This window comes from Streptomyces sp. NPDC048361, assembly GCF_040651795.1.
In the GTDB taxonomy this organism is placed as follows: Bacteria; Actinomycetota; Actinomycetes; order Streptomycetales; family Streptomycetaceae; genus Streptomyces.
This window is the reverse complement of the sequence record NZ_JBEZKW010000030.1, coordinates 43,187-63,278: the sequence shown is the minus strand read 5'-3', so window position 1 is coordinate 63,278 and position 20,092 is coordinate 43,187. Positions and strand designations below refer to the sequence as shown.

General features: G+C 72.4%; 17 protein-coding genes. 7 read left to right on the top strand and 10 right to left on the bottom strand.

The features are described 5' to 3' along the window. Nucleotides 1-124 precede the first annotated feature (124 nt). Together AB0D31_RS18925 and AB0D31_RS18920 are read right to left on the bottom strand one after the other, a co-directional pair. The gene (locus AB0D31_RS18925; RefSeq protein WP_362724076.1) at nt 125-646 is read right to left on the bottom strand and encodes an ATP-binding protein; all 522 of its coding nucleotides are present in this window, start codon (nt 644-646) and stop codon (nt 125-127) included. A 149-nt stretch (nt 647-795) separates the two neighbouring features. Beyond that, nucleotides 796-1,125 (bottom strand): hypothetical protein, encoded by a 330-nt coding sequence (locus AB0D31_RS18920; RefSeq protein ID WP_362724158.1) that lies wholly within the window; start codon nt 1,123-1,125, stop codon nt 796-798. 218 nt (nt 1,126-1,343) lie between these two features. On the opposite strand from AB0D31_RS18920, the gene AB0D31_RS18915 reads away from it, so the two are divergent. From AB0D31_RS18915 to AB0D31_RS18905, 3 genes are all read left to right on the top strand, one after another. Next, complete coding sequence (locus AB0D31_RS18915) at nt 1,344-2,444, top strand: PLP-dependent cysteine synthase family protein (protein ID WP_362724073.1); 1,101 nt, start codon at nt 1,344-1,346, stop codon at nt 2,442-2,444. Between the two features lie 142 nt (nt 2,445-2,586). Next, on the top strand, nt 2,587-3,492 hold the full coding sequence (locus AB0D31_RS18910; RefSeq protein ID WP_362724071.1) for a universal stress protein: 906 nt from the start codon (nt 2,587-2,589) through the stop codon (nt 3,490-3,492). A 187-nt stretch (nt 3,493-3,679) separates the two neighbouring features. Beyond that, nucleotides 3,680-5,260, top strand: a complete 1,581-nt coding sequence (locus tag AB0D31_RS18905) for an FAD-dependent monooxygenase (RefSeq protein ID WP_362724068.1) — start codon at nt 3,680-3,682, stop codon at nt 5,258-5,260. 146 nt (nt 5,261-5,406) lie between these two features. On the opposite strand, the gene AB0D31_RS18900 is transcribed toward AB0D31_RS18905, so the two are convergent. Both AB0D31_RS18900 and AB0D31_RS18895 read right to left on the bottom strand, forming a co-directional pair. Next, a complete protein-coding gene (locus AB0D31_RS18900) occupies nt 5,407-5,889 on the bottom strand; it encodes an SRPBCC family protein (RefSeq protein ID WP_362724066.1) in 483 nt (160 codons plus the stop codon). Between the two features lie 112 nt (nt 5,890-6,001). Further along, nucleotides 6,002-6,850, bottom strand: coding sequence for a DeoR/GlpR family DNA-binding transcription regulator (locus AB0D31_RS18895; protein ID WP_362724063.1), 849 nt, complete (start codon nt 6,848-6,850; stop codon nt 6,002-6,004). 190 nt (nt 6,851-7,040) lie between these two features. On the opposite strand from AB0D31_RS18895, the gene AB0D31_RS18890 reads away from it, so the two are divergent. Then, nucleotides 7,041-9,368 (top strand): hypothetical protein, encoded by a 2,328-nt coding sequence (locus AB0D31_RS18890; protein WP_362724060.1) that lies wholly within the window; start codon nt 7,041-7,043, stop codon nt 9,366-9,368. Here AB0D31_RS18890 and AB0D31_RS18885 read toward each other — a convergent pair. From AB0D31_RS18885 to AB0D31_RS18865, 5 genes are all read right to left on the bottom strand, one after another. Further along, complete coding sequence (locus tag AB0D31_RS18885; protein WP_362724057.1) at nt 9,338-11,743, bottom strand: right-handed parallel beta-helix repeat-containing protein; 2,406 nt, start codon at nt 11,741-11,743, stop codon at nt 9,338-9,340. The genes AB0D31_RS18890 and AB0D31_RS18885 overlap by 31 nt on opposite strands. A gap of 113 nt (nt 11,744-11,856) precedes the next feature. Next, nucleotides 11,857-12,462 carry a hypothetical protein gene (locus tag AB0D31_RS18880; protein WP_362724054.1) on the bottom strand — a complete coding sequence of 202 codons (606 nt, stop codon included), beginning with the start codon at nt 12,460-12,462 and terminating at the stop codon, nt 11,857-11,859. 173 nt (nt 12,463-12,635) lie between these two features. Then, nucleotides 12,636-13,469, bottom strand: a complete 834-nt coding sequence (locus AB0D31_RS18875; protein WP_362724051.1) for an MOSC N-terminal beta barrel domain-containing protein — start codon at nt 13,467-13,469, stop codon at nt 12,636-12,638. A 77-nt stretch (nt 13,470-13,546) separates the two neighbouring features. Continuing rightward, a complete protein-coding gene (locus tag AB0D31_RS18870; RefSeq protein ID WP_362724048.1) occupies nt 13,547-14,005 on the bottom strand; it encodes a DUF6643 family protein in 459 nt (152 codons plus the stop codon). 308 nt (nt 14,006-14,313) lie between these two features. Beyond that, on the bottom strand, nt 14,314-14,889 hold the full coding sequence (locus AB0D31_RS18865) for a hypothetical protein (RefSeq protein WP_362724045.1): 576 nt from the start codon (nt 14,887-14,889) through the stop codon (nt 14,314-14,316). A 415-nt stretch (nt 14,890-15,304) separates the two neighbouring features. Between AB0D31_RS18865 and AB0D31_RS18860 the strand changes: the two genes are divergently transcribed. Further along, nucleotides 15,305-16,453: a hypothetical protein gene (locus AB0D31_RS18860; protein ID WP_362724043.1), complete on the top strand. Its 1,149-nt coding sequence runs from the start codon at nt 15,305-15,307 to the stop codon at nt 16,451-16,453. Nucleotides 16,454-16,729: 276 nt separating this feature from the next. Then, the gene (locus AB0D31_RS18855) at nt 16,730-18,016 is read left to right on the top strand and encodes a TerD family protein (RefSeq protein WP_362724040.1); all 1,287 of its coding nucleotides are present in this window, start codon (nt 16,730-16,732) and stop codon (nt 18,014-18,016) included. A gap of 34 nt (nt 18,017-18,050) precedes the next feature. Here AB0D31_RS18855 and AB0D31_RS18850 read toward each other — a convergent pair whose 3' ends face one another. After that, nucleotides 18,051-19,226 carry a glycosyltransferase gene (locus AB0D31_RS18850; protein WP_362724038.1) on the bottom strand — a complete coding sequence of 392 codons (1,176 nt, stop codon included), beginning with the start codon at nt 19,224-19,226 and terminating at the stop codon, nt 18,051-18,053. An 80-nt stretch (nt 19,227-19,306) separates the two neighbouring features. Between AB0D31_RS18850 and AB0D31_RS18845 the strand changes: the two genes are divergently transcribed. Continuing rightward, complete coding sequence (locus AB0D31_RS18845) at nt 19,307-20,089, top strand: aspartate/glutamate racemase family protein (protein ID WP_362724035.1); 783 nt, start codon at nt 19,307-19,309, stop codon at nt 20,087-20,089. Nucleotides 20,090-20,092 lie beyond the last annotated feature (3 nt).

Sequence of the window (20,092 nt, the reverse complement as noted above, 5' to 3'; positions counted from 1 at the left end):
GGCTGGGCGTGTTCATGCGGACCGGGCGCCAAGTAGCTGAGGGGCGCGAGAGGCGGGTGCGGCCCGCAGGCGAAAGGGGGGTTGCCGGGGCTTCGCCCCAGGGCGGGTTCGGGCCGCGCCGTCCTCAGACGCCGGACGGGCCGGCCGACACCCGTTCGCGTACTGGACGCGCCCGGCTCTCCCTGAAGGCGGGCGCCGGCGTCGCCGTCGGCTCGTACAGCGGATACGGGGGCAGCGCCGGCGTGGGCGACGGGGCGGCGAGCGTGAACCACACCGTCTTGCCCGACTCGCCCAGCGGACGCACCCCCCACGCCTCACTGACCGCGGCGATCAGCGCGAGCCCGCGGCCACCCGTGGCCATGCCGTCGGCCTTGCGCACCGCGGGAGGGAGCGTCGGATCATGGTCCTGTACGGAGATGGTGAGCCGGTCGAGCAGCAGCTCGATCTCCACCGTGCACATCTTGTCCGGCTCGGCATGCCGGTGGACGTTGGTCAGCAACTCGGTGACGCCCAGCGCCGCCTCGTCTATCAACGGATCAAGATGCCAGTAACGCAACTGCGCCGATACGATTCTGCGGACCTGTCCGATCCGCGACGGCAGGGCTTGGAGCTCCACCGTGCACTGCCTGCTTGGCTGGCTGATCACGGTTGCGACTCCCCGATTAGGTCCGGAAGTAGCTGTCTGGTCCGGCGGCCTTGCTCAGAGCGTCACCGCCGGTAAACCCTCAGTGATGTGACACCAGCGTGGACCAGGGGTGGGTTGTGCGCAACTCGCACCCCCCGGCGCACGCGCGTTCAGGGGTGCGCGCCGTGCGCCTTGTCCTGGATGGCCTGCAGGAAGCGCCGCGTCAGATCGGGTCCGCGCGAACGACCCGCCTCCCCGCCCATCGTCAGCCGGTAGCGGGTGCCGTTCAGCCGCGCCACCGTCCGGTCCTCCTTGGCGAGCCAGGGCAGCCAGGGCCGCGCCGCGCTGACCGCGTCGACGGGCGCGCTGTCGATTTCCCGCCCGTTGCTGGTGAGCAGCGCAAGTCGGCCGTCCTTGATCAGAACCTCGCCGGCACGCGTCAGTGAGCGCGTCCACCGCTCGATCCGTACGCCCTTCGCACTGAACTCGGGTTCGGCCATGACCATCCGGCCCCCTTCGCGTCGCTCCTGGTGGGCAGTCTGCACAACGTCGAGCCTACGCACCAGGGTGCGTGGGGGATCGGGTCCGGGCCAGCGCCGCCCAGCGCTCCTCACCCGCCCCACAAGCCACTCCTATGGATACCCAAAGAGAACGTTTGTGCAGGTGAGAGCGGTATTGTCGGGCGTGGGGGCGGCACGTACACACGACGAGGAGTGGCATGGAAACCATCGATGTGGACCGCAGCGATCCGCAGTACCGGGCCTGGCTGAAGGAGGCCGTCCGCAAGGTCCAGGCCGATGCCAACCGCTCCGCCGACACCCACCTCCTGCGCTTTCCGCTGCCCGAGGCGTGGGGCATCGACCTCTACCTGAAGGACGAGTCGACCCACCCCACCGGCAGCCTCAAGCACCGGCTCGCCCGCTCGCTCTTCCTCTACGGCCTGTGCAATGGCTGGATCCGGCCGGGCAAGCCCGTCATCGAGGCGTCCAGCGGCTCGACCGCCGTCTCCGAGGCCTACTTCGCCAAGCTGATCGGCGTACCGTTCATCGCGGTCATGCCCCGCACCACCAGCGCCGAGAAGTGCCGCCTGATCGAGTTCCACGGCGGCCAGTGCCACTTCGTAGACGACTCCATGAAGATGTACGAGGAGTCCGCGCGGCTCGCCGCGGAGACCGGCGGCCACTACATGGACCAGTTCACCTACGCGGAGCGGGCCACCGACTGGCGAGGCAACAACAACATCGCCGAATCCATCTACCAGCAGCTGAAGTTGGAGCGCTACCCCGAGCCGGCCTGGATCGTCGCCACGGCCGGCACCGGCGGCACCTCGGCCACCATCGCGCGCTATGTGCACTACATGCAGCACGACACGATGATCTGTGTGCCCGACCCCGAGAACTCCTGTTTCTTCGACGGCTGGACCCGGGGCGACGCACTCGCCTCCAGCGACTGCGGCTCGCGCATCGAGGGCATCGGCCGGCCCCGTATGGAGCCGAGCTTCGTGCCCGGCGCCATCGACCGGATGATGAAGGTCCCGGACGCGGCGAGCGTCGCGGCGGTCCGCGCCCTGGAGAAGGCCATCGGCCGCAAGGCCGGCGGTTCCACCGGCACGGGCCTGTGGAGCGCCCTTCGGATCGTCGCCGAAATGGTCGCCGACGGCCGCACCGGCAGCATCGTCACCCTGCTGTGCGACCCGGGCGACCGCTATCTCGACAAGTACTACTCGGACACCTGGCTCGCCGAGCAGGGCCTGGACATCGCCCCGTACGCCGCGACCCTCGACACCTTCCTGGGGACCGGGGTGTGGGCCGTCCGCTGAACGGTCCAGACGGGGGTGTGGGCCGTTCGCTGAACAGGTCCAGACCGGGACCTTCCACCTGTGCGGGACCCACCGGGCCGAACCGGCCACACCGGGACCTTCTGCCCGTGCGGGACCCGTCGCCGCGTGCCAGGGTGACGTCATGGACACGCGCCCGGTAGCCGTCGCCGTAGACGGATCCGACCACAGCCTGCGAGCTCTGGAGTGGGCCATTCCCACCGCCCGCAGGCTCGCCGCCGAGCTGGTGATCGCGCATGTCCTGCCCGACTCGACCCAGCTATGGGCCGCCCGCAGATCCGCGCTCGGGCCCGGCCCCGCGCTCAACGATCCGGTGACCGACCGGATCCGCGCCGCGCTGTCGGGCCGCGACGAACTGCCCTCCGTGCGCTTCGACTCCCTTGAGGGCGAAGTCCCCGACGCACTGCACGCGTTGGGGACGGGGGCGCGGATGCTGGTGATGGGCTCACGCGGCCGCGGCGGCTTCGCCAGCCTGCTCCTCGGCTCCAACAGCCTGGCCGTCGCCACCCGGGCGCCCTGCCCCGTGGTGGTGGTGCCGCGCCTGGCCCGTACGGGCTTGGACGAGCGCACCACGGGGCGGGTCGTGCTCGGGCTCAACCTGGGCGAGACCGCCGACGACGTGATCGAGTTCGCCTTCGTGGAGGCCGCGGCGCGCCGCGTACCGCTCCAGGTGCTCACGGCCTACCCGGCGCCGCCCCCGGCTGCCCTGATGGTCGCGGGCGAGTACCCGCCGGCGCCGCTCGACCGCGATCAGTACGAACCCGCCGATCGCGATGTGGCCCGCGAACAGGCCGAGCGGCTCAGCCCCTTCGAGGCCCGCTTCCCCGGCGTCGAGGTGGACGCGCTGATCGCGCCGGCCGACGCCGCGGGCCACCTCGTCGACGCCTCCGCGTCGGCCGCCCTCATCGTGGTCGGCCGCCACCGCAGGCGCCTGAAGCCGGGCTCCCTGCTGATGGGCTCGGTGGCTCACGCGGTGCTGCACCACACGGAGTGCCCGGTTGCGGTGGTGCCGGACCGGGGAGAGGACTGAGTCGCGCCCCGAAGTCCCTCGCCGCGCCCCGAAAGCCCCACCACACCCTCAAGTACCGCTGCCGGACGCCTTGTTGAACGGATGGCGGCGGCCGCCGACGTTGACCTGCAGTTTGCCCCCGACGCCCCGTTCGCTGTCTACGGTAGGAAAGATCCACTGAACGGCACGGGGAAACGCGGGAGCTGTCATGCCATCTGTACTGATCGTCGGCGGGGGACTCGTCGGACTGACCGCCGCCCTGTGCCTGGAGTACCACGGGATCGACTACGTCCTGGTGGAGCGCAACACCGAGCCGACCGTGCTGCCCCGCTCCCGCGGCATGCACACCCGCGCCGTGGAGATCTTCCGGCAGATCGGCGTCGAGGACGCCGTGCAGGAGGCGAGCGCGTCCGCGCTGAAGATGGGCCGGTTCGGCGGCGCCCGCACCGGCCGCAGCATCGTGGACTCCGAGGCGCTCGACCTGCGTCACGTCTACGCCACCGGGGCCATGGTCGGCGCGGACGAGAGCCCCTCGGCCTTCTGTTTCTGCCCCCAGGTGCTGCTCGAACCGGTCCTGCGCGACTTGGCGGAACAGCGCGGCGGCGACATCCGCTTCGGCACCGAACTGACGGCGTTCACGCAGGACGACGGCCAGGTCACGGCCACCCTCACCGATGTCACCACGGGACGCGTCACACCCCTGCGCGCCGACTACCTCCTCGCGGCCGACGGCGCCGGCAGCCCCATACGTACCGCGCTGGGCATCACCAGCACCACCCGCCCCGCAACCCACCACTACCTCAACCTCTACTTCCGCGCCGACCTCACCGATGTGGTGCGCGACCGCACCTTCAGCCAGTGCGAGATCGCCGGGCCCGAGGTGTCCGGGCTCTTCCTGGCCAAGAACAACACCGACGAATGGTCCTTCCACCTCGCCTACGACCCGGAGCGCGAAACCCCGCGCGACTACCCCGACGAACGGTGCACCGCCCTACTGCGCACGGCCATCGGCATCGACGACCCGGCGCGCCCCATCGAGCTGCTCGCCCGCGGCGCCTGGGACACCGGCACCGCGGTCGCCGACGCCTACCGGTACGGCCGGGTCTTCCTCGCCGGCGACGCGGCCCACCGGCACGCCCCCTGGGGCGGATTCGGCGCCAACACCGGCATCGCCGACGTGCACAACCTGGCGTGGAAGCTCGCCGCCGTCCTGCGCGCCGAAGCGTCGGACGCCCTCCTGGACACCTATGAAGCCGAGCGCCGGCCGCGCGGTCTGCTCGTCGCCGAACAGGCCTGGCTGCGCACCGACTTCCTCGCCCGGTACGGGATCCGCACGCCGGACAACGCCGAGGCGCTGGCGCGCCAGCTGGGCACGGGCGAGATCATGACCCGCTACCGGTACGCGTCCGCCGCCGTCCAGGGCCCGCCTGCCGGGGAGACGGTCGGGGTGCTCGCGGGGCAGACCGGGACCCGCGTCCCGCACCTCTGGCTGGAACGCGACGGTGACCGGCTCTCCACTCTCGACCTGTGCGGCCCCGGCTTCTCCCTCCTGACGGGTGAGGACGCGCAGGCGGGCGCGGCGTGGGCCGACGCGGCCAAGTGCATACCGGTGGCGGTACATCCCATGGAGTGCGGGGAAGGGGAAGAAGGCGCCTGGTCCTCGCTGGTGGGGCTTGGCCCGCGGGGCGCGCTGCTGGTGCGGCCGGACGGATTCGTCGCCGCCCGCTCCGACGAGGGCCTCACACCTGGCGAGCTTGGGTCGACGTGGCGTGCCCTCAACTCACGTTGAAATGGCGGCTGTTGTCGGGACCCCAGCGAAGCCCCCTGAGCGAACCCCGCTTTCGAGTGCGGACCGTACTCGCTTCTCGCGCAGTTCCCCGCGCCCCTTGTAGGGCACCTGGCACGCCCCCCGGCAGGGCGCGCGCACGGGCCGGGTCACAGGGTCGGGGTGGGGGACAGGACGCGGTCCAGGTTGCGCATCGCGTCCTCGAAGGACCGTCCGACGCCGGGCCGAGCCCACCGCATCGTCAGCCGGAACGGCGCCGACCCGTCGGCCGCCATCGTCCACCGCACCGTCGTGCCCTCCCCGGCAGGGCCGAGGCGCCAGTCCTCCAGCATGGCCCGCACCCCCGGCACATTGGTCTCGTCGATGCGGTAGGCGTAGCGCGCACCCGGCTCCCTCGCCATGATCGTCTCGCGGAAGAAGACCCCGCCCCGCAGCCTGACCTCGCGTCCGGCGCCGCCGTCCAGCGGCCGGGCCGCCATGACGGAGGAGAACCAGACCGGCGTGGCCGCCACCTCGTCCGCGAGCGCGCGGAACACGGCATCCGGCCGCGCCGAGAGCCGGGCGGTGAACGCCAGCCGCACCGGCGCCGACTCGGCGAAGTCGAGTTCCACGGACCTGAGTCGGCGAACCATGACGTGTTCCTCCTGGCGGTTCGGCGGGGCGGCGGAACCCGTACCGTTCGCGTACGCGCGAAGTGCGTACCGTCCGGCAGGGGAGAGCCCGCACACCATAACTGGCAGGCCGTCAGATGTCTGCGGAGCCGCCACTGTCGGGGCCTTCGCCCGCCACCACCACGTCCCCGAGATGCTCGGTCATCTCCGCGCGCGACCGGTCCGAAAGGCCCGCGTCGGTCACCAGCGAGTCGACCTGGTCGAGCGTGGCGAACGAACTCAGCCCCACCGTCCCCCACTTGGTGTGGTCGGCGATCACCACGACGCGCCGCGCCGAGTGCACGAACCGGCGATTGGTCTCCGCCTCGGCCAGGTTGGGCGTGGACAGGCCGGCCTCCACCGAGATGCCGTGCACCCCGATGAACAGCACATCGAAGTGGAGGGAGCGGATGGCCGCGTCGGCCACCGGGCCCACCAGCGTGTCGGAGAGAGTGCGCACCCCGCCGGTGAGGACCACCGTCGCCGCTCCCGGCCGCGGCCCGGACCCCGCGGATGCGCGCTGCGCGGCGTGAAAGACATCGGCGACCTGCACCGAGTTGGTGACCACCGTCAACTCCGGCACGTCCACCAGCTCCTGCGCAAGGGCGTACGCCGTGGTGCCGCCGGCCAGCGCGATGGCGCTGCCGGGCACGGCCATCCTGGCCGCCTCCCGAGCGATGTCCTGCTTGGCGCTGAGTTCGAGGGACGACTTCGCCTCGAAGCCCGGCTCGTGGGCCGTGGCCTCCGCGACGGGCACCGCGCCGCCGTGCACCTTCTCGATGACGCCCTGGCGGGCCAGCGCGTCCAGATCCCGGCGGACCGTCATGTCCGAGACGTTGAGTTTGCGGGTGAGTTCATTGACCCGGACCCCACCGCGCCGTCTGACCTCGTCGAGGATCAGCGCGCGACGCTGCTCCGCGAGCAGATTCTGGTGGTCGCTCACTGCCGGGCCGGTCCCTTCCACATCGTCGAACACTCCCGCCGGGCACACCTGCCCCCTTGGCCTACGGCTCCCCATCCTGTCACGGGGAGATTCCGTGAGAGCACTGCACCGGAGCACCCGGATCCGAGATCCTGAAAGCTCCGGGCCGGCCGTGCCGCCGATCCTGCCACCACGAGAGCGAGTCGCAGACGTGTCCCCTGCCACACCCGCCACCGAGACCGGTACTCCCGCCGCCGACGGCGGCCTCGCCCTCGAACTGCTGGTCCACGGTGTCGGGGGCACCACCCCGCAGATCATGCTGGGCGACCCGCGCACCGTCTGCGTCACCGGAGACGACACCGCCGCCGTCTACCGGTGCGCCGAGGACGCCGATGCCGAGGCGCACCCCGAGCGCTACCGGGGCCGCCCCGTGCCGGAGGCGTACGTCTGGTGCAATCTCACGTCCGGCAACAGCGCCCGCGCCCTGTGGCTGCTCCTGCTGCCTTTCATGGTCGTCAACCTCGCCCACTGGATGCGGCCACCCGCCAAGGACCCGCTCTGGGCGATCCGCCTGTACGGGGTGCTGGTGCGGCTCGTCGCGCTCAGCCTCACCGTGCTGCTGGTGGCCGCCGCCTGCGAGGTCGCGCTCGACCTCACCGCCTGGCAGTGCGCGGGCACCGCCGGCTGCTCCCGGTCGTGGTACTGGCTCGGCTTCACCTCCGTGGCCCACCACGGCTGGTGGTCCCAGCCCGGCCGGCGCCTGGCTCTGGCCGCCCTGGCCCCCGCGGCCCTGATCACCCTGCTCTGGTACCTCTCCAACCGGACCTGGAGTGCGTACGAATCCCAGCAGCCGCTGACCACCGAACCCGCCGACGACCCCCAGTCGCCCCAACCCGCGTTCAGCCGCCCCGGGTTCTGGTACGGCAGGCGTCTGGTGGCGCGGTTGCGCGCCGCGCACACCGCCGCCGGATTCCTCACCACGGGTGCCGCCGTGACGGTCGCCGCCGCCCGCCACGACCGTGCCGCCGACGGCACCCCGGCGGCTCTCGGACTCCTTCTGGAATGCGCGCTCGCCCTCGCGGGACTCGTCGTGGTGGGGGTGGTGTGCCGTCGCGGCCGCACCGAGTCCCACCGTGACGAGCGGCTCGACGGGGCCCTCACCTCGTGGCTGCCCGCGAGCTCGCTCGTCCTGCTGGTCCTCACCCTGCTGTACGCGTCCTGGGGTCGGCCGGGCTGGGTCTCGGCCGGCACCCTGCCCGGCGACCGCGCGTTCGGCTTCCTCGCTTTCGCGCAGGGCGCCCTGGTCGTGTCGCTCGCTGTCGTGGCGCGTCTGCTGCGGCGCCGGGCACCGGGCCGGCGGGCCGCGCTGCGCGGCTTCGGCGGCCCCGCCGTCGCGATGCTCGCCTGCGCGCTCGGCGGCGTGATGACCGGCGGCGTCGCCCAGCGGGTCGCCGACTGGGTGGACCACGGCGCGACCCCCGGCATGAGCCGCTCCGCTTACCACGGGCCGCCGCCGCTCCTGACCTGGCAGGCCTCGGTGATCCCCGCGCTGATCGTCGTGCTTCTGCCCGTGGTGGTGTTCTTCGCCTTACGCACCTGGCGCACCGCCCGCGCCGACGCGCCCCGCGTCCTGGCCGACTACCCCGCCGAGCGACCCGACACCGCCCGCACCCGCACGATCGCCGCCGCCCGTGCGGTGGCCGGACTCACCGACCACACCCCGCTCTTCGTCGGCATCGTCGCCGGCGCCTCACTGGTGCTGGGCGCCGCGGCCCTCGCGGGCGCCTGGTGGACCGGCGAAGTGCCGGCCAGAGCGGCGGACACGGCACCCGACACGGTCGCCTTCGGTGCCGACGCCGCGCAGTCGCTCGGCTCCTGGTGCACCGGTGTCGGCTTCCTGCTCTTCGTCACCTGGGGCCGGCGTGCCTACAAGGACGCCGCCGCACGCCGCACGGTCGGCATCCTGTGGGACGTCGGCACGTTCTGGCCGCGTGCCGCACACCCCTTCGCACCGCCCTGCTACGCCGAGCGGGCCGTGCCCGACCTCGCCTGGCGCATGAACACCTGGACCGAGCGCACCGGCGGGCGCCTCGTGATCTCCGGCCACTCGCAGGGCAGCGTCCTGGCCGCGGCCGCCGTATGGCAACTGCCCGCCGCGACCCGGCGCCGCGTCGCTCTGCTCACCTACGGCTGCCCCGTCGAGCGGCTCTACGGGCGCTGGTTCCCGACCTACTTCGGGCCGGGACCGCTCGAAGCCCTGCACCGGGAAGTGCACTGCTGGCGCAACCTGTGGCGCGCCACCGACCCGATCGGCGGGCCCGTGCGTACCGGCGGCGACGTCGACAAGGGCCCGCTGCTCGACCCGGTCGCCTACGGGCGGACCCGCGAACACCCGCTGCCCGCACCGATCCTGGGCCACTCCGACTACCAGGCCGACCCGGCTTTCGCCCGCGAACGGGCCCTGCTGCTCGTAGAGTTGGCGACGGGGGTGCCGAACCAGCGGTCCGATCAGAGCAGTTCGGGAAGGTCCTGCGGGTAGAGCAGAGTCAGATCGTCGGTGCTGGCGTCGGGCAGCTGGGCGACCCGGCCCGCATGCCGCTCCACCATCGACTCGAACGTCTGGCGCGCGGTGCGCCCATTGCCGAACGCGGCGCCCCGCGGCAACGCCGTGAAGTACTTCAGGAGACACTCCGCGGTCCCCGTGCCGAGCCGGTACTCGTGCTCGTCCGCCTGCTGCTCCACGATGCGCAGCAATTCCTCCGCGGAGTAGTCGGAGAACCTGATGGTCCGTGAGAAACGGGACGCCACACCGGGGTTGACGCTCAGGAAGCGCTCCATCTCGGCGGTGTACCCGGCGACGATGACGACGACCGCCTCGCGGTGGTCCTCCATCAGCTTCACCAGCGTGTCGATGGCCTCCCGGCCGAAGTCGCGGCCGGAGTCCTCGGGGGAGAGAGCGTACGCCTCGTCGATGAACAGCACCCCGCCGCGCGCCCGGTCGAACGCCTCCTGGGTGCGGATCGCGGTGGACCCGATGTGCTCGCCCACCAGGTCGACCCGGGACACCTCGACCAGATGGCCACGCTCCAGGACGCCGAGGGAGGCCAGGATCTCCCCGTACAGGCGCGCCACCGTGGTCTTTCCGGTGCCGGGAGAGCCGGTGAAGACCAGATGCCGACGGGCCGAGGCCGCCTTGAGCCCGGCCTGCTGCCGCCTGCGCCCCACCTCGATCATGTCGGTGAGGGCCCGCACCTCGCGCTTGACGCTCTCCAGGCCGACCAGCGTGTCCAGTTCACCGAGCACCGCACCCGACTCGCGGGCCGGCTCGGCCACGGGTTGGTCCGTGGCGGGCTCCACCGGGCGCTGGCCGGGGACGGCGGAGAGCAGCCCCATGGTCTGGGTCGCGCTCTGTACGGCGGGCGGCTCGGCGGGAGCGCCGGACTTCGCGCCGCTCTCGTCGCTGGTGCACTCCTCGACGACCGCGCCGTCCTCGGAGAACTCATAACCCCGGCGCGCACACCGCTCGGTGCGGCAGCGCGTCAGCGTCGTGCGGCAGCCGTCGATGACGTGGAAGCCGAAGCCTCCGCTGCCGGTGACGCGGCAGCCGTGGAAGGTGCCACGGCCTTGCGCGGACACATAGAACCCCGCCTCGGCGGGTGAGGTGACCGTGACGCGCTCGATCCGCGGATCGGCGCCCTTGGTGACGATGACGCCGGTCTGCGCGCCGTCGATGGTGCAGCCCGCCAGGGTGCCGCCACTGCCGTGGTCGCGGAACCACGCGCCCGTGGAGGCCTGGCTGATGCGGCAGTCGTCGAGCTGAGCGGTCGCCCCGTCGCTCACCGACACCGCCGTGTTGCGCACCTGGCTGAGATCGCTGTCGACGACATCGGCGCGCGAACCCCGGTCGAGTACGAAGATCGCGTCCGGTACGTCATGGACGCGGCACCCCTCAAGGACCGCGGCGGCGCCGTCGCTGACCCACACCGCGGGGTAGTCGCCCGTACTGTCGTGGATCTCGCACTGGTTGGCGTCGACCCGGGTGCCGGGATCCCACACGGAAAGGCCGTTGCGCCCGAAGCGGCGGACCTTGGTCCGGGTCAGCGTGAGCACCGAACGCGACCGCAGATCGACCGCGTTCTCCGGGATGTCGTGGATGTCGCAGTCGGCGAGCGTGAGCACCGCGTCGGTGTCCAGGGTGATGCCGTCGGCGGAGGTGCGGTGCACCGTGCAGTCGGTGAGGTGGGCCGTGGCACGGGACGCGATCTGCACGCCGGCGCCCTTGATCTCGTACACCTCGCAGCCCAGCGCCTCAAGGCCCGCGCCCTCGCCGCTCACGGAGAGCCCGGCGCCGCTGGAATGGTGCACCCGGCAGCGTTCCAGCCGGGGGTGGCCGCCGCCGTGGACCGAGACCCCGGACTGTCCGGCCGCCACGACCTCGCACTCCTCGAACACGCCACCCGCACCGTCGAACACGCCGATGCCGACGCCGCCGGGGTTGTCCACGGTGCAGCGCCGCACCGTGGGCCGGGCGCCGCCGCGCACCTCGATGCCGACGGCTGAGCGGGTCACCACCCGCAGATCGACGAGTTCGGGCGTGCCGTCCTCCACGAGGAGCGCGGGGGCCGCCGCGTCCTGGCCCTCCAGATACAGGTCCCGCACGATCGCGGAGGCGCGTACGGTCAGCGCCACCCCGTCGGCGGGCGCGATCCGGACCGAGCCGACGGAGCCCTCGGGGCCGCGCAGCGTGACGGAGCGCTGCAGCACCAGGTTCTCCCGGTAGGTACCGGGGGCGATGGTCAGGACGTCGCCGTCGCCTGCGGCTTCGAGGGCCGCGGCCAGTGAGGCGTACTCACCCGTGCGGCGGCGCCACCTCGACGTGCCCGTGTGCGTCACCTGGACCGTGCCCTGAGCCATGGTGCTGTCGTGCCCCCACCTCGTGCGTACGCCCTCGCACACACCTCGACCGTGCCCTTGGATGTGCGACTGATGGTCCACCGTAGCGCGCGCGGAGCCGGTGAGTTGACCGGTCAGCTGCCCGCGCCCGTGCGGCCCCAGTCCGGACCGTATCGGGCCCACGCCCGGTCCAGCCGCTCATACCGCCGGCGTATCAGACGCCATACGGTCAGCCGCCGTATCGCCTCGATGAGAGCGGCGGCCGCCACGGCCGCGCAGATCCCCGCGAACACGGCATGCGTACGGGCCACGGACAGGGCCATCGGCGCGGGCACCGGGCGCCCGTGATCATCGGTCCATATCGGGAAGGTGGAGCCGGGAGGGGGCGCCTGCCGCGGCGATGCCAGTGTGCCGCTGTGCCGACTCCCGTCGTACGCCGCCCAGTTGGCGACGACCTGACTGCGGGCGGCTCGCCCCATCGTGCCGTCCGGCTCGGCGAGCGGCGCCCGCCGCCCGGTCGTGTGCACCACGACGGCCGCGGTCACGTGCCGGTGCCGGCGCTGCTCGGCGACGGCCCTGCGCAGGGTCGTGTCGGCGAGGGAGCCGCACAGGAACCCCACGGCGGGCGCTGCGAGGACCATGAGGGCCAGCGCGGCGAGCGCCAGCCAGGCCTCGACGACGTCGGTGCGGCGGCGCAGCGGACTGCGCCGCCAGCGCCACACCCCCACCACCGCTCGCACGGGCCCCTCACCCCCTTCCGCTCGTCCGCACTCGTCCTGTCCAACGCGGCTGCTACCCACAGGAGTTCCCGGGTGGCGCAGAGCTATGCGGACGAGCCGGCGGGCGGGGCGGCGGGCGGGTCGGGCGGGCAGGCCGCGTCGGCGGGCCGGCTGGGCTGGGCGGACGGGGCGGGCTAGGCGAGGACCGTCATCGGGTCGCCCACGCGGATGGTGCCGGTGTTCTCCGGGAGCACCAGGACGCCGAAGGCGAGCGCGCTGCCGATGCGGCGGTGCCGGGCCAGGCTGCGCAGCGGTTCCTTGCCGCGCCGAGCGGTGGCCTGATCGGTGGTGGTGATCACGCAGCGGCCGCAGGGCTTCGCGAGCCGGAAGGTGACGTCGCCCACGGAGATCCGCGACCAGGCGTCCTCGGCCCACGGTTCGGTGTGGCCGAGCACCACGTTGGGCCGGAACCGGTTCATGGGAAGCGGTCCCTCGGCGGCGTGATCACCCTGCGCGATCAGTGCATTGAGGGCGTCGAGTGAGGACCGCGTGGCGATCTGGAGCGGAAAGCCGTCGGCAAAGCTCACCGTCTCGCCATGGGACGCGTATCTCGCGTCGACGGTTCTGCGGTGCGCCGGGTCGTCGAGATGCATCAGCCGCACCTCGGTGCCCAGGTAGGTACTGAACCACTGGTGTGCCGCGGCGTCGGCGGGCACCGCCTCGAACGTGCCGCCGAAGAGCGACACGGTCTCGGTGGTCACCGTCTCCGGCGGCTCCACGACCAGATCACCCTGCCCCGGCGCGGACAGCCGCACGCCCCCGCCCGGCAGTGTGGCGGCACTGCTCAGGGCCAGGGCGGGCCGCTCCCGTTGCGTGACGGCGGTGCCGTGTGTGTCCACCAGCATCCAGCGGCGGTCCCCGGCGAGCCCCCATGGCTCGACCGCCGCTTGCGTACTGTCGTGTCCCCCGACCGACTTGACGGGATGGATGTGGATCCCATCCACGACCGCGTGGTGCCCATGGTTCATGGGCCCATCCTGCCAGCCGCGTCGGACAGGCGTCCGGGCGGCCGGGTCCGGGTCGGGTCAGACCCGGAACCCTGTGGTCAGTACCCGGAGCCCTGGTAGGGGCGGTTGTACGGATCCTCGTAGGGAGCGGGCGCGGGCCGGGGCGCGGCGGGCCGCATGGCCTCGTACCCGGTGCCCTGCATGGGCCGCTGCGGCATGGCCTGCTGCCCCTGGTAGCCGCGCGGGGCCGAGGGCTGCTGCGGGATGTACGGGGTGGCGGCGTGCTGCAGCGGTACGGGCTGCTGCATCTGCTGCTGGTATCCGTACGACGAGGCGTAGGAGGGGCTCTGCTGCGAAGGGGCGGCCGGCAGCGCGGGCAGCGCCGACGGAAGCGCCGGCAAGTAGTTGCTGCTGCCGGTGTCGTAGAGGGAAGGCACTCGGATCGGGGCGATCTGAGGCGTGCCCCTTTCTGCGACGAGGGAGTCGTAGATGGGGGTGTCCGGGAAGAACGGCGCGGAGTAGTAACCGCCGCCATAGGTGGAGCGGGGGGAGGTCATGGCACATAAGTTAAGCCCACGATGTGGCCGTTGGGGAGCCCCAATCTCCGGGTCATCCGTTTTACGTCATTTTTGGCCGCTTGACCTGCCAAAACATCCCACGCCCACCCCACCCCCACCCCTTCGCCGCCGGTTTCACCGGGGCGCGAGGTGCGGGGTGGACACATGCGGGGGCGGAACCGTGTGCATGGGGGGTGAAGAAACGGCGAGCACGGCGCCAACCTCCGTGGTGCACACGGGAGTTGGCGTTTGCAGCCGTATGGAACGGTGTGCGGCCGCGTTGAACCGGGGCTCGGTGGTGGCGTGTGTCAGTTCTCGAAGTACGCGTCGAGCACCGCTTCGAGTTCTTCGCTCCAGCGCGCGAGACCTGCCCGATCGGAGGCCTCGACGTCGTGCGTGAACCGCCGGGGCGCGGGTGTGTACACGGCGATCGCGAACCGGCGCGACCACCGGGGCGTGCTGTATTCGACCGCGCTGACCTCGTCCCACCGGAAGTCGGCCTCTTCGTCGCCGAGCCGCAGCCGGATTCCCCGGTGGTCGGCGACGATCGAGCCCTGCCGGTCGGACATCTCGCACGCCGGCCGCTCGCCCTCGTCACCGGCTTCACCGTGTGCGTCGGACGCGGCCGCGGCGTCCTCGGTGTGCGTTTCACCGTCCGCACGCGGTGCGGTGGCATCCGGCCCCTCGGCGGCCGTTCCCGCTTCCCCCGCGGTGTCCTGTGCGAGGTCCGCTTCCTGGTCCTCTTTCCGGTCCGCTTCGAGGGCGGCGTCGGGCAGTAGCTCCTCCGGCGCCGACGCGCGGGGCGGTACGAGGCCGGGGACGAACGCGGGATCCGTCGCTGCACCGGTCAGGGGCGTGTACTGGTGTTCTGATCGCTGCTCCACGGGCGGAAGTATGGCCGAGGAACCTGTGGACCTGTGAACCCGCCGCCCACGGCGCCGTCGTGGGGCACACGATCAGGACACGTCGTCGTCCGTCTGGCCCAAGACCCGCACCTTCCTGAGGCCCCCGATGCGGCCGCCCTCCGACGCCCGAATGCCGGGCTCGGAGTGGGGTGGACCCTTCTGCCGTCCGGAGGCCCGTCCTTCCTCGCCGCCTGACCCGGGGGCATCGCCCGAATCGCGCATCTAGCCCTTTTGGGCTGATATAGGGCTGTATGTGCGTATCCCATGACGCACCGTGACAGCCGGAAAGCTGGCGTCGCGTCGAGGCACAAACGAAAGAAGCCGAGTGATGTCATCCGATCAAACCCCTCCCCAGGACGAGCAGATCCCCATAGGTCCGGGTGACGAGCCCAGATTGCTTCTGCTCCGCACGGTGGTCGCCTCGCGCCCCATGCACGAGGTCGCCGCGCTCGTACACCTGCTGAACGAGGCGGGTGGCTACCCGCCGCCGGGGGACCAGGCGCTGCGCCTGGCCGCCGTGACGCGCTCGGTGAACGAGGTCCACCAGCTGATCTCCGTGCTGCAGGAGCCTCCCGGCACCGCCGAGGACGCCGGCACCGCCCTGCACGCGGCCGCGATGGAGCGGCCCATCGAGGATGTGGCCGCGCTGATCGCCAGCTTCGGTTCGGGCGACGACGAGCTCCGTGTGCGGGTCTCCGAAGCCGCCGAACGCCGCGCGCAGGAGGCGGCGGAGACCGGTCCTCCGGTCCGGTCGGCCGCAGCCGCAGCGGCACCCGCGCAGGCGGCCGAGGCCGCGGGGACCCCCGTGCGGGCGGAAGCCCTCATGCGGGCGGACGCTCTCATGCCGGCGGCCGGCGGCGGCGAACACCCCGGGCCGGACGCCCACTCCGCCCTCACCGCGGAGGAGCAGGCGGCCATGGCGCTCTCGGCGCCGGACGCCACCTTCGGCGGGCAGCCGGACGCCACCTTCGGCGGGCAGGAGCCCATGGCGCCGTTCGCCCCCGAGGCGCCGGCCGACGCCCCCGCCGCACAAACCCGCACCGCCCCGGAGGCAATGGCGCCTCCCCGTCCCCAAGCGGCCCCGGCCCAGGCGCCGGCCGCCCCCGAAAAGGCCGCCGCCACCACGAGCAAGCGGTCGTCGGCAACGCTGCCCGTGCGGTCCGTCCTGCGGTGGCCGGCCGCGGTCGCCCTGCTGGTGATCGGCGCGATCCACCTGCCGACCGACCTCAGGGACCTGCGCTCCGGCGACCTGGCCGCCGGTGCCTCCCTGGGCATCGCCGCCGTCTGTCTCACGCTGGCGCTCCTGCTTCCGCTGTACGACCCGCTGTGGGCCTGGATGGCGGGCGCGGCAGCAGCCCTGGGCATCGTCGTCGTCCACTCGCTGGCCACCGGGCTCAACTCCGTCCATCTGCTGAGGGACAGCCTGGGCAGCACGTTCACGGGTGCCACACGGCTCATGGTGCTCTGCGCCGTCATCGCAGCCGCGCTGGCCGCGACCGTACTGACACGCAAGCCCAAGGTGAGTCCGGCCAACGAGGCCTGACACCGCCCGCCGCCGCGGCGCCCCGAACTCCGTCTGATGTCAAGGGAGTTCGCAGGCGCCGCGGCCTGTGCGCCGACCGCCGTGCCGACCGCGCCGACCGGGCACGGCCGCTGGGCTCGCCGGGTGCGACCGCCGCGCTCGCCGGACGCGGCCGCCGCTCCCCCGGGAGGCGCGGCCCGGGGGAGGTGCTGGGAAGACGGCCGGGGATTAGGTTGACGGTGCAGGAACTTTCGGCGCGGCGACGAGAGAGCACCGCGACCAGCGATGGGGGAGAGCATGTCCATGCTTAAAGGAGCCAACGTCCCGGTGCCTGCGCAATCGGTGCGCGTCGAACTGGCCTGGCGATCCGGCCCCGGCGTCCCCGACGTCGACGCCTCGGCCCTCCTGCTGGCCGACGGCCGGGTGCGCTCGGACGCCGACTTCGTCTTCTACAACCAGCCCGCCCACTCCTCCGGGGCGGTGCGCCACGAAGGCAAGCGCTCGCAACCCGACGCGGTGACCGACACCCTCGTCATCGACCTCGCCCGGGTGGAACCCGCCGTCGAGCGCGTCGTGCTGGCCGCGTCCGCGGACGGCGGCACCTTCGGCCGCGTCCCCGAACTCGGCATCCGCGTGCTGGACGCGGCCACTGGCGCGGAACTCGCCCGTTTCGACAGCCAGGACGCCACCGTCGAGACCGCGTACATCCTCGGCGAGCTCTACCGCCGTCAGGGCGCCTGGAAGTTCCGGGCCGTCGGCCAGGGGTACGACAGCGGGCTCGAAGGCCTGGCGACGGATTTCGGTATCACCGTCGACAAGCCCCAGCAGCCGCCCGCCGCGCCCACGGCCCCGTTCACCCCATCGGTCCAGCCGCCCGCGCGGCCCGCCCCGACCGCGCAGGTCCCGGTGCCGCCCACGGTCCCGCCCTCGGCGCCTCCCACACCCGTACGCCTGTCCAAAGTCACCCTCACCAAGGAAGCCCCGCGCGTCTCGCTCGCCAAACAGGGCGGCTCGTCCGGTGCCATGCGGGTCAACCTCAACTGGCAGACGCGCAAGCAATTCAGCGGCTGGGGAGCCAAGTTGGGGCGCGCCACCGCCAACCACTCCGATCTCGACCTCGACCTGTGCGCGCTGTACGAGCTCTCCGACGGCCGCAAAGGCGTCGTCCAGGCCCTGGGCAACGCGTTCGGTGCGCTCCACCAGCCCCCGTACATCCACCTCGACGGGGACGACCGGACCGGCGCCGTCGAGTCCGGTGAGAACCTCACCGTCAATCTCGACCAGAAGGACAAGTTCCGCCGACTCCTGATCTTCGTCACCATCTACGAGGGCGCGCGCAGCTTCGCCGATCTGCATGCCACGGTGACCCTTGAGCCGCAGTTCGGCGCACCTGTCGAGTTCTTCCTCGACGAGTGCACCGTCCCGTCCACGGTCTGCGCGCTCGCACTCATCACCAACGACGGCGGCGACCTGATCGTCCAGCGCGAGGCCCGCTATCTGGTGCCCGCGCGCGGCGTCAGCCCCCAGCGCACCGTCGACCAGACCTATGGCTGGGGCATGAACTGGACGCCCGGCCGCAAATAGGCGGCCGGACGCCGCACTGTGCTGTGAGTACCGCTCAGTACCGCTCGGGGGCGGCCTCGGGCCGGGCATAGGTGCGCCCCTTCCAGGCCGCACCCCGGCCCCGGTAGTGCTGGACCGCCGAATCGACGGTCATCAGCAAGTACAGGAACGCCGTGAACGGCAGCGCCGGGGCGAGCCAGGGCGGCTGGCGGTAGTAGCGCAGCATCGGCAGATACGTGCCCGCCATCACCAGCCAGGCGAGGCCGCCCGCGCAGGCCGCCCCCGCGCTGCCGGCGGCCAGGCCGGCGAGGCAAGTGAGCGGGGGCGCCAGATAGACGAGGGCGAGCCCCGCGACCGTGCCCAGCAGCACCAGCGGATTGTGCCGCAGCTGGGCGTACGCACTGCGCGAGACCATCCGCCACAGATCTCCCAGGCGCGGATAGGGGCGCACACTGTCCACCCGGTCCGCGAGACCGAGCCAGACCCGCCCGCCCGCCCTGCGCACCGCGCGCGCCACCGACACGTCGTCGATCACCGCGTGGCGCACCGCGTCGGGCACCCGCGCACGCTGCGCCGCTTCGGTGCGCAGCAGCACACAGCCGCCCGCCGCGGCCGTCGCACGGGGACGCGCGGCGTTGATCCAGCGGAACGGATACAGCTGGGCGAAGAAGTAGACGAACGCCGGGACGATCAGACGTTCCCAGCCGCTCGCCACCCTCAGCCGCGCCATCTGCGACACCAGGTCGAAGCCGCCGCCCCTGGCCGCGGCCACCAGCTCCCGCAGGCTGTCCGGCGCGTGCGCGATGTCCGCGTCGGTGAGCAGCAGATACTCCGGCCCGCGTGCCCGCGCGAGAGCGATGCCGTGGCGCAGCGCCCACAGCTTGCCCGTCCAGCCCGCTTCGGGCTCCCCCGGAGAGACGACGCTCAGCGGCAGACCTCCGTGGCGCTCGGCGAGGGAGCGGGCGAGCGCGCCGGTGCCGTCCGCGCTCCCGTCGTCCACCAGGAAGATCTCCGCACGGCCGGGATAGTCCTGCGCGAGCAGCGAGGGAAGACTCAAAGGCAGCACCTCTGCCTCGTCACGGGCCGGGACGACGACCGCGACATCCGGCCATGTTCCAAGCTCGGCGCGCGGTGGCAGACGCTGGTCGGTGCGCCAGAAGAAGCCCTGCCCGAGCAGCAGCCAGAGCCATACGATCAAGGACAACAGGGCGATCCATACGAGGGCGCTCACCCGCCGCAGTCTGCCCCACGGCCCGTGCTCCGCACGGGACCTCGGCCGAAATCGCCGGGACCGTCGACTATGGTGACCGGGTGAAGATCGCGCTGATGGACTCCGGAATCGGCCTGCTCGCCGCGACCGCCGCGGTGCGTCGGCTCCGCCCCGACGCCGACCTCGTGATCTCGTGCGACCCCGACGGCATGCCCTGGGGTCCGCGCTCACCCGAAGGAATCAGGGAGCGTGCGCTCGCCGTGGCCGAGGCCGCCGCCGCCGAGGATCCCGACGCCCTGATCATCGCCTGCAACACCGCTTCGGTCCACGCGCTGCCCGCGATCCGCGCCGCCCTGGAACCGGGAATCCCGGTGATCGGCACCGTACCCGCGATCAAGCCCGCCGCGGCCGGCGGCGAACCCTTCGCCATCTGGGCGACCCCCGCCACCACCGGCAGCACCTACCAGCGCGGACTGATCCGCGAATTCGCCGACGGCGTGCCCGTCACGGAGGTGCCCTGCCACGGTCTCGCCGAAGCCGTGGAGCACGCCGACGAGGCCGCGATCGACGTCGCGGTCGCGGCGGCGGCGGCACTCACCCCGAACGGCGTAAGGACCGTCGTCCTGGGCTGCACCCATTACGAACTGGTGGCCGAGCGCATCCGTACGGCCCTGCGCCCCGGCGGCGGCCCGCTCACTTTCTTCGGCAGCGCCGAGGCGGTGGCCGCCCAGGCGCTGCGCCGCGCGGGCCTCGCCCCCGCGCCCGGCGCCGACCAGGTCGGAGGCCTGACGGTGCTGCTCAGCGGCCGCCCCGGCGCCCTGCCCGACGTCGCCCTCGCCTACGCCGAAGGCCGCCTGCTCAGGACCGTGAGCACCGCTCACTGAGCG

Bases quoted from the DNA above. Each gene is read 5' to 3' on its own strand.
- AB0D31_RS18870 (WP_362724048.1), bottom strand. From the start codon at position 14,005: ATGACCTCCCCCCGCTCCACCTATGGCGGCGGTTACTACTCCGCGCCG.
- AB0D31_RS18875 (WP_362724051.1), bottom strand. From the start codon at position 13,469: ATGAACCATGGGCACCACGCGGTCGTGGATGGGATCCACATCCATCCC.
- AB0D31_RS18885 (WP_362724057.1), bottom strand. From the start codon at position 11,743: ATGGCTCAGGGCACGGTCCAGGTGACGCACACGGGCACGTCGAGGTGG.
- AB0D31_RS18920 (WP_362724158.1), bottom strand. From the start codon at position 1,125: ATGGCCGAACCCGAGTTCAGTGCGAAGGGCGTACGGATCGAGCGGTGG.
- AB0D31_RS18900 (WP_362724066.1), bottom strand. From the start codon at position 5,889: ATGGTTCGCCGACTCAGGTCCGTGGAACTCGACTTCGCCGAGTCGGCG.
- AB0D31_RS18910 (WP_362724071.1), top strand. From the start codon at position 2,587: ATGGACACGCGCCCGGTAGCCGTCGCCGTAGACGGATCCGACCACAGC.
- AB0D31_RS18905 (WP_362724068.1), top strand. From the start codon at position 3,680: ATGCCATCTGTACTGATCGTCGGCGGGGGACTCGTCGGACTGACCGCC.
- AB0D31_RS18915 (WP_362724073.1), top strand. From the start codon at position 1,344: ATGGAAACCATCGATGTGGACCGCAGCGATCCGCAGTACCGGGCCTGG.
- AB0D31_RS18855 (WP_362724040.1), top strand. From the start codon at position 16,730: ATGTCCATGCTTAAAGGAGCCAACGTCCCGGTGCCTGCGCAATCGGTG.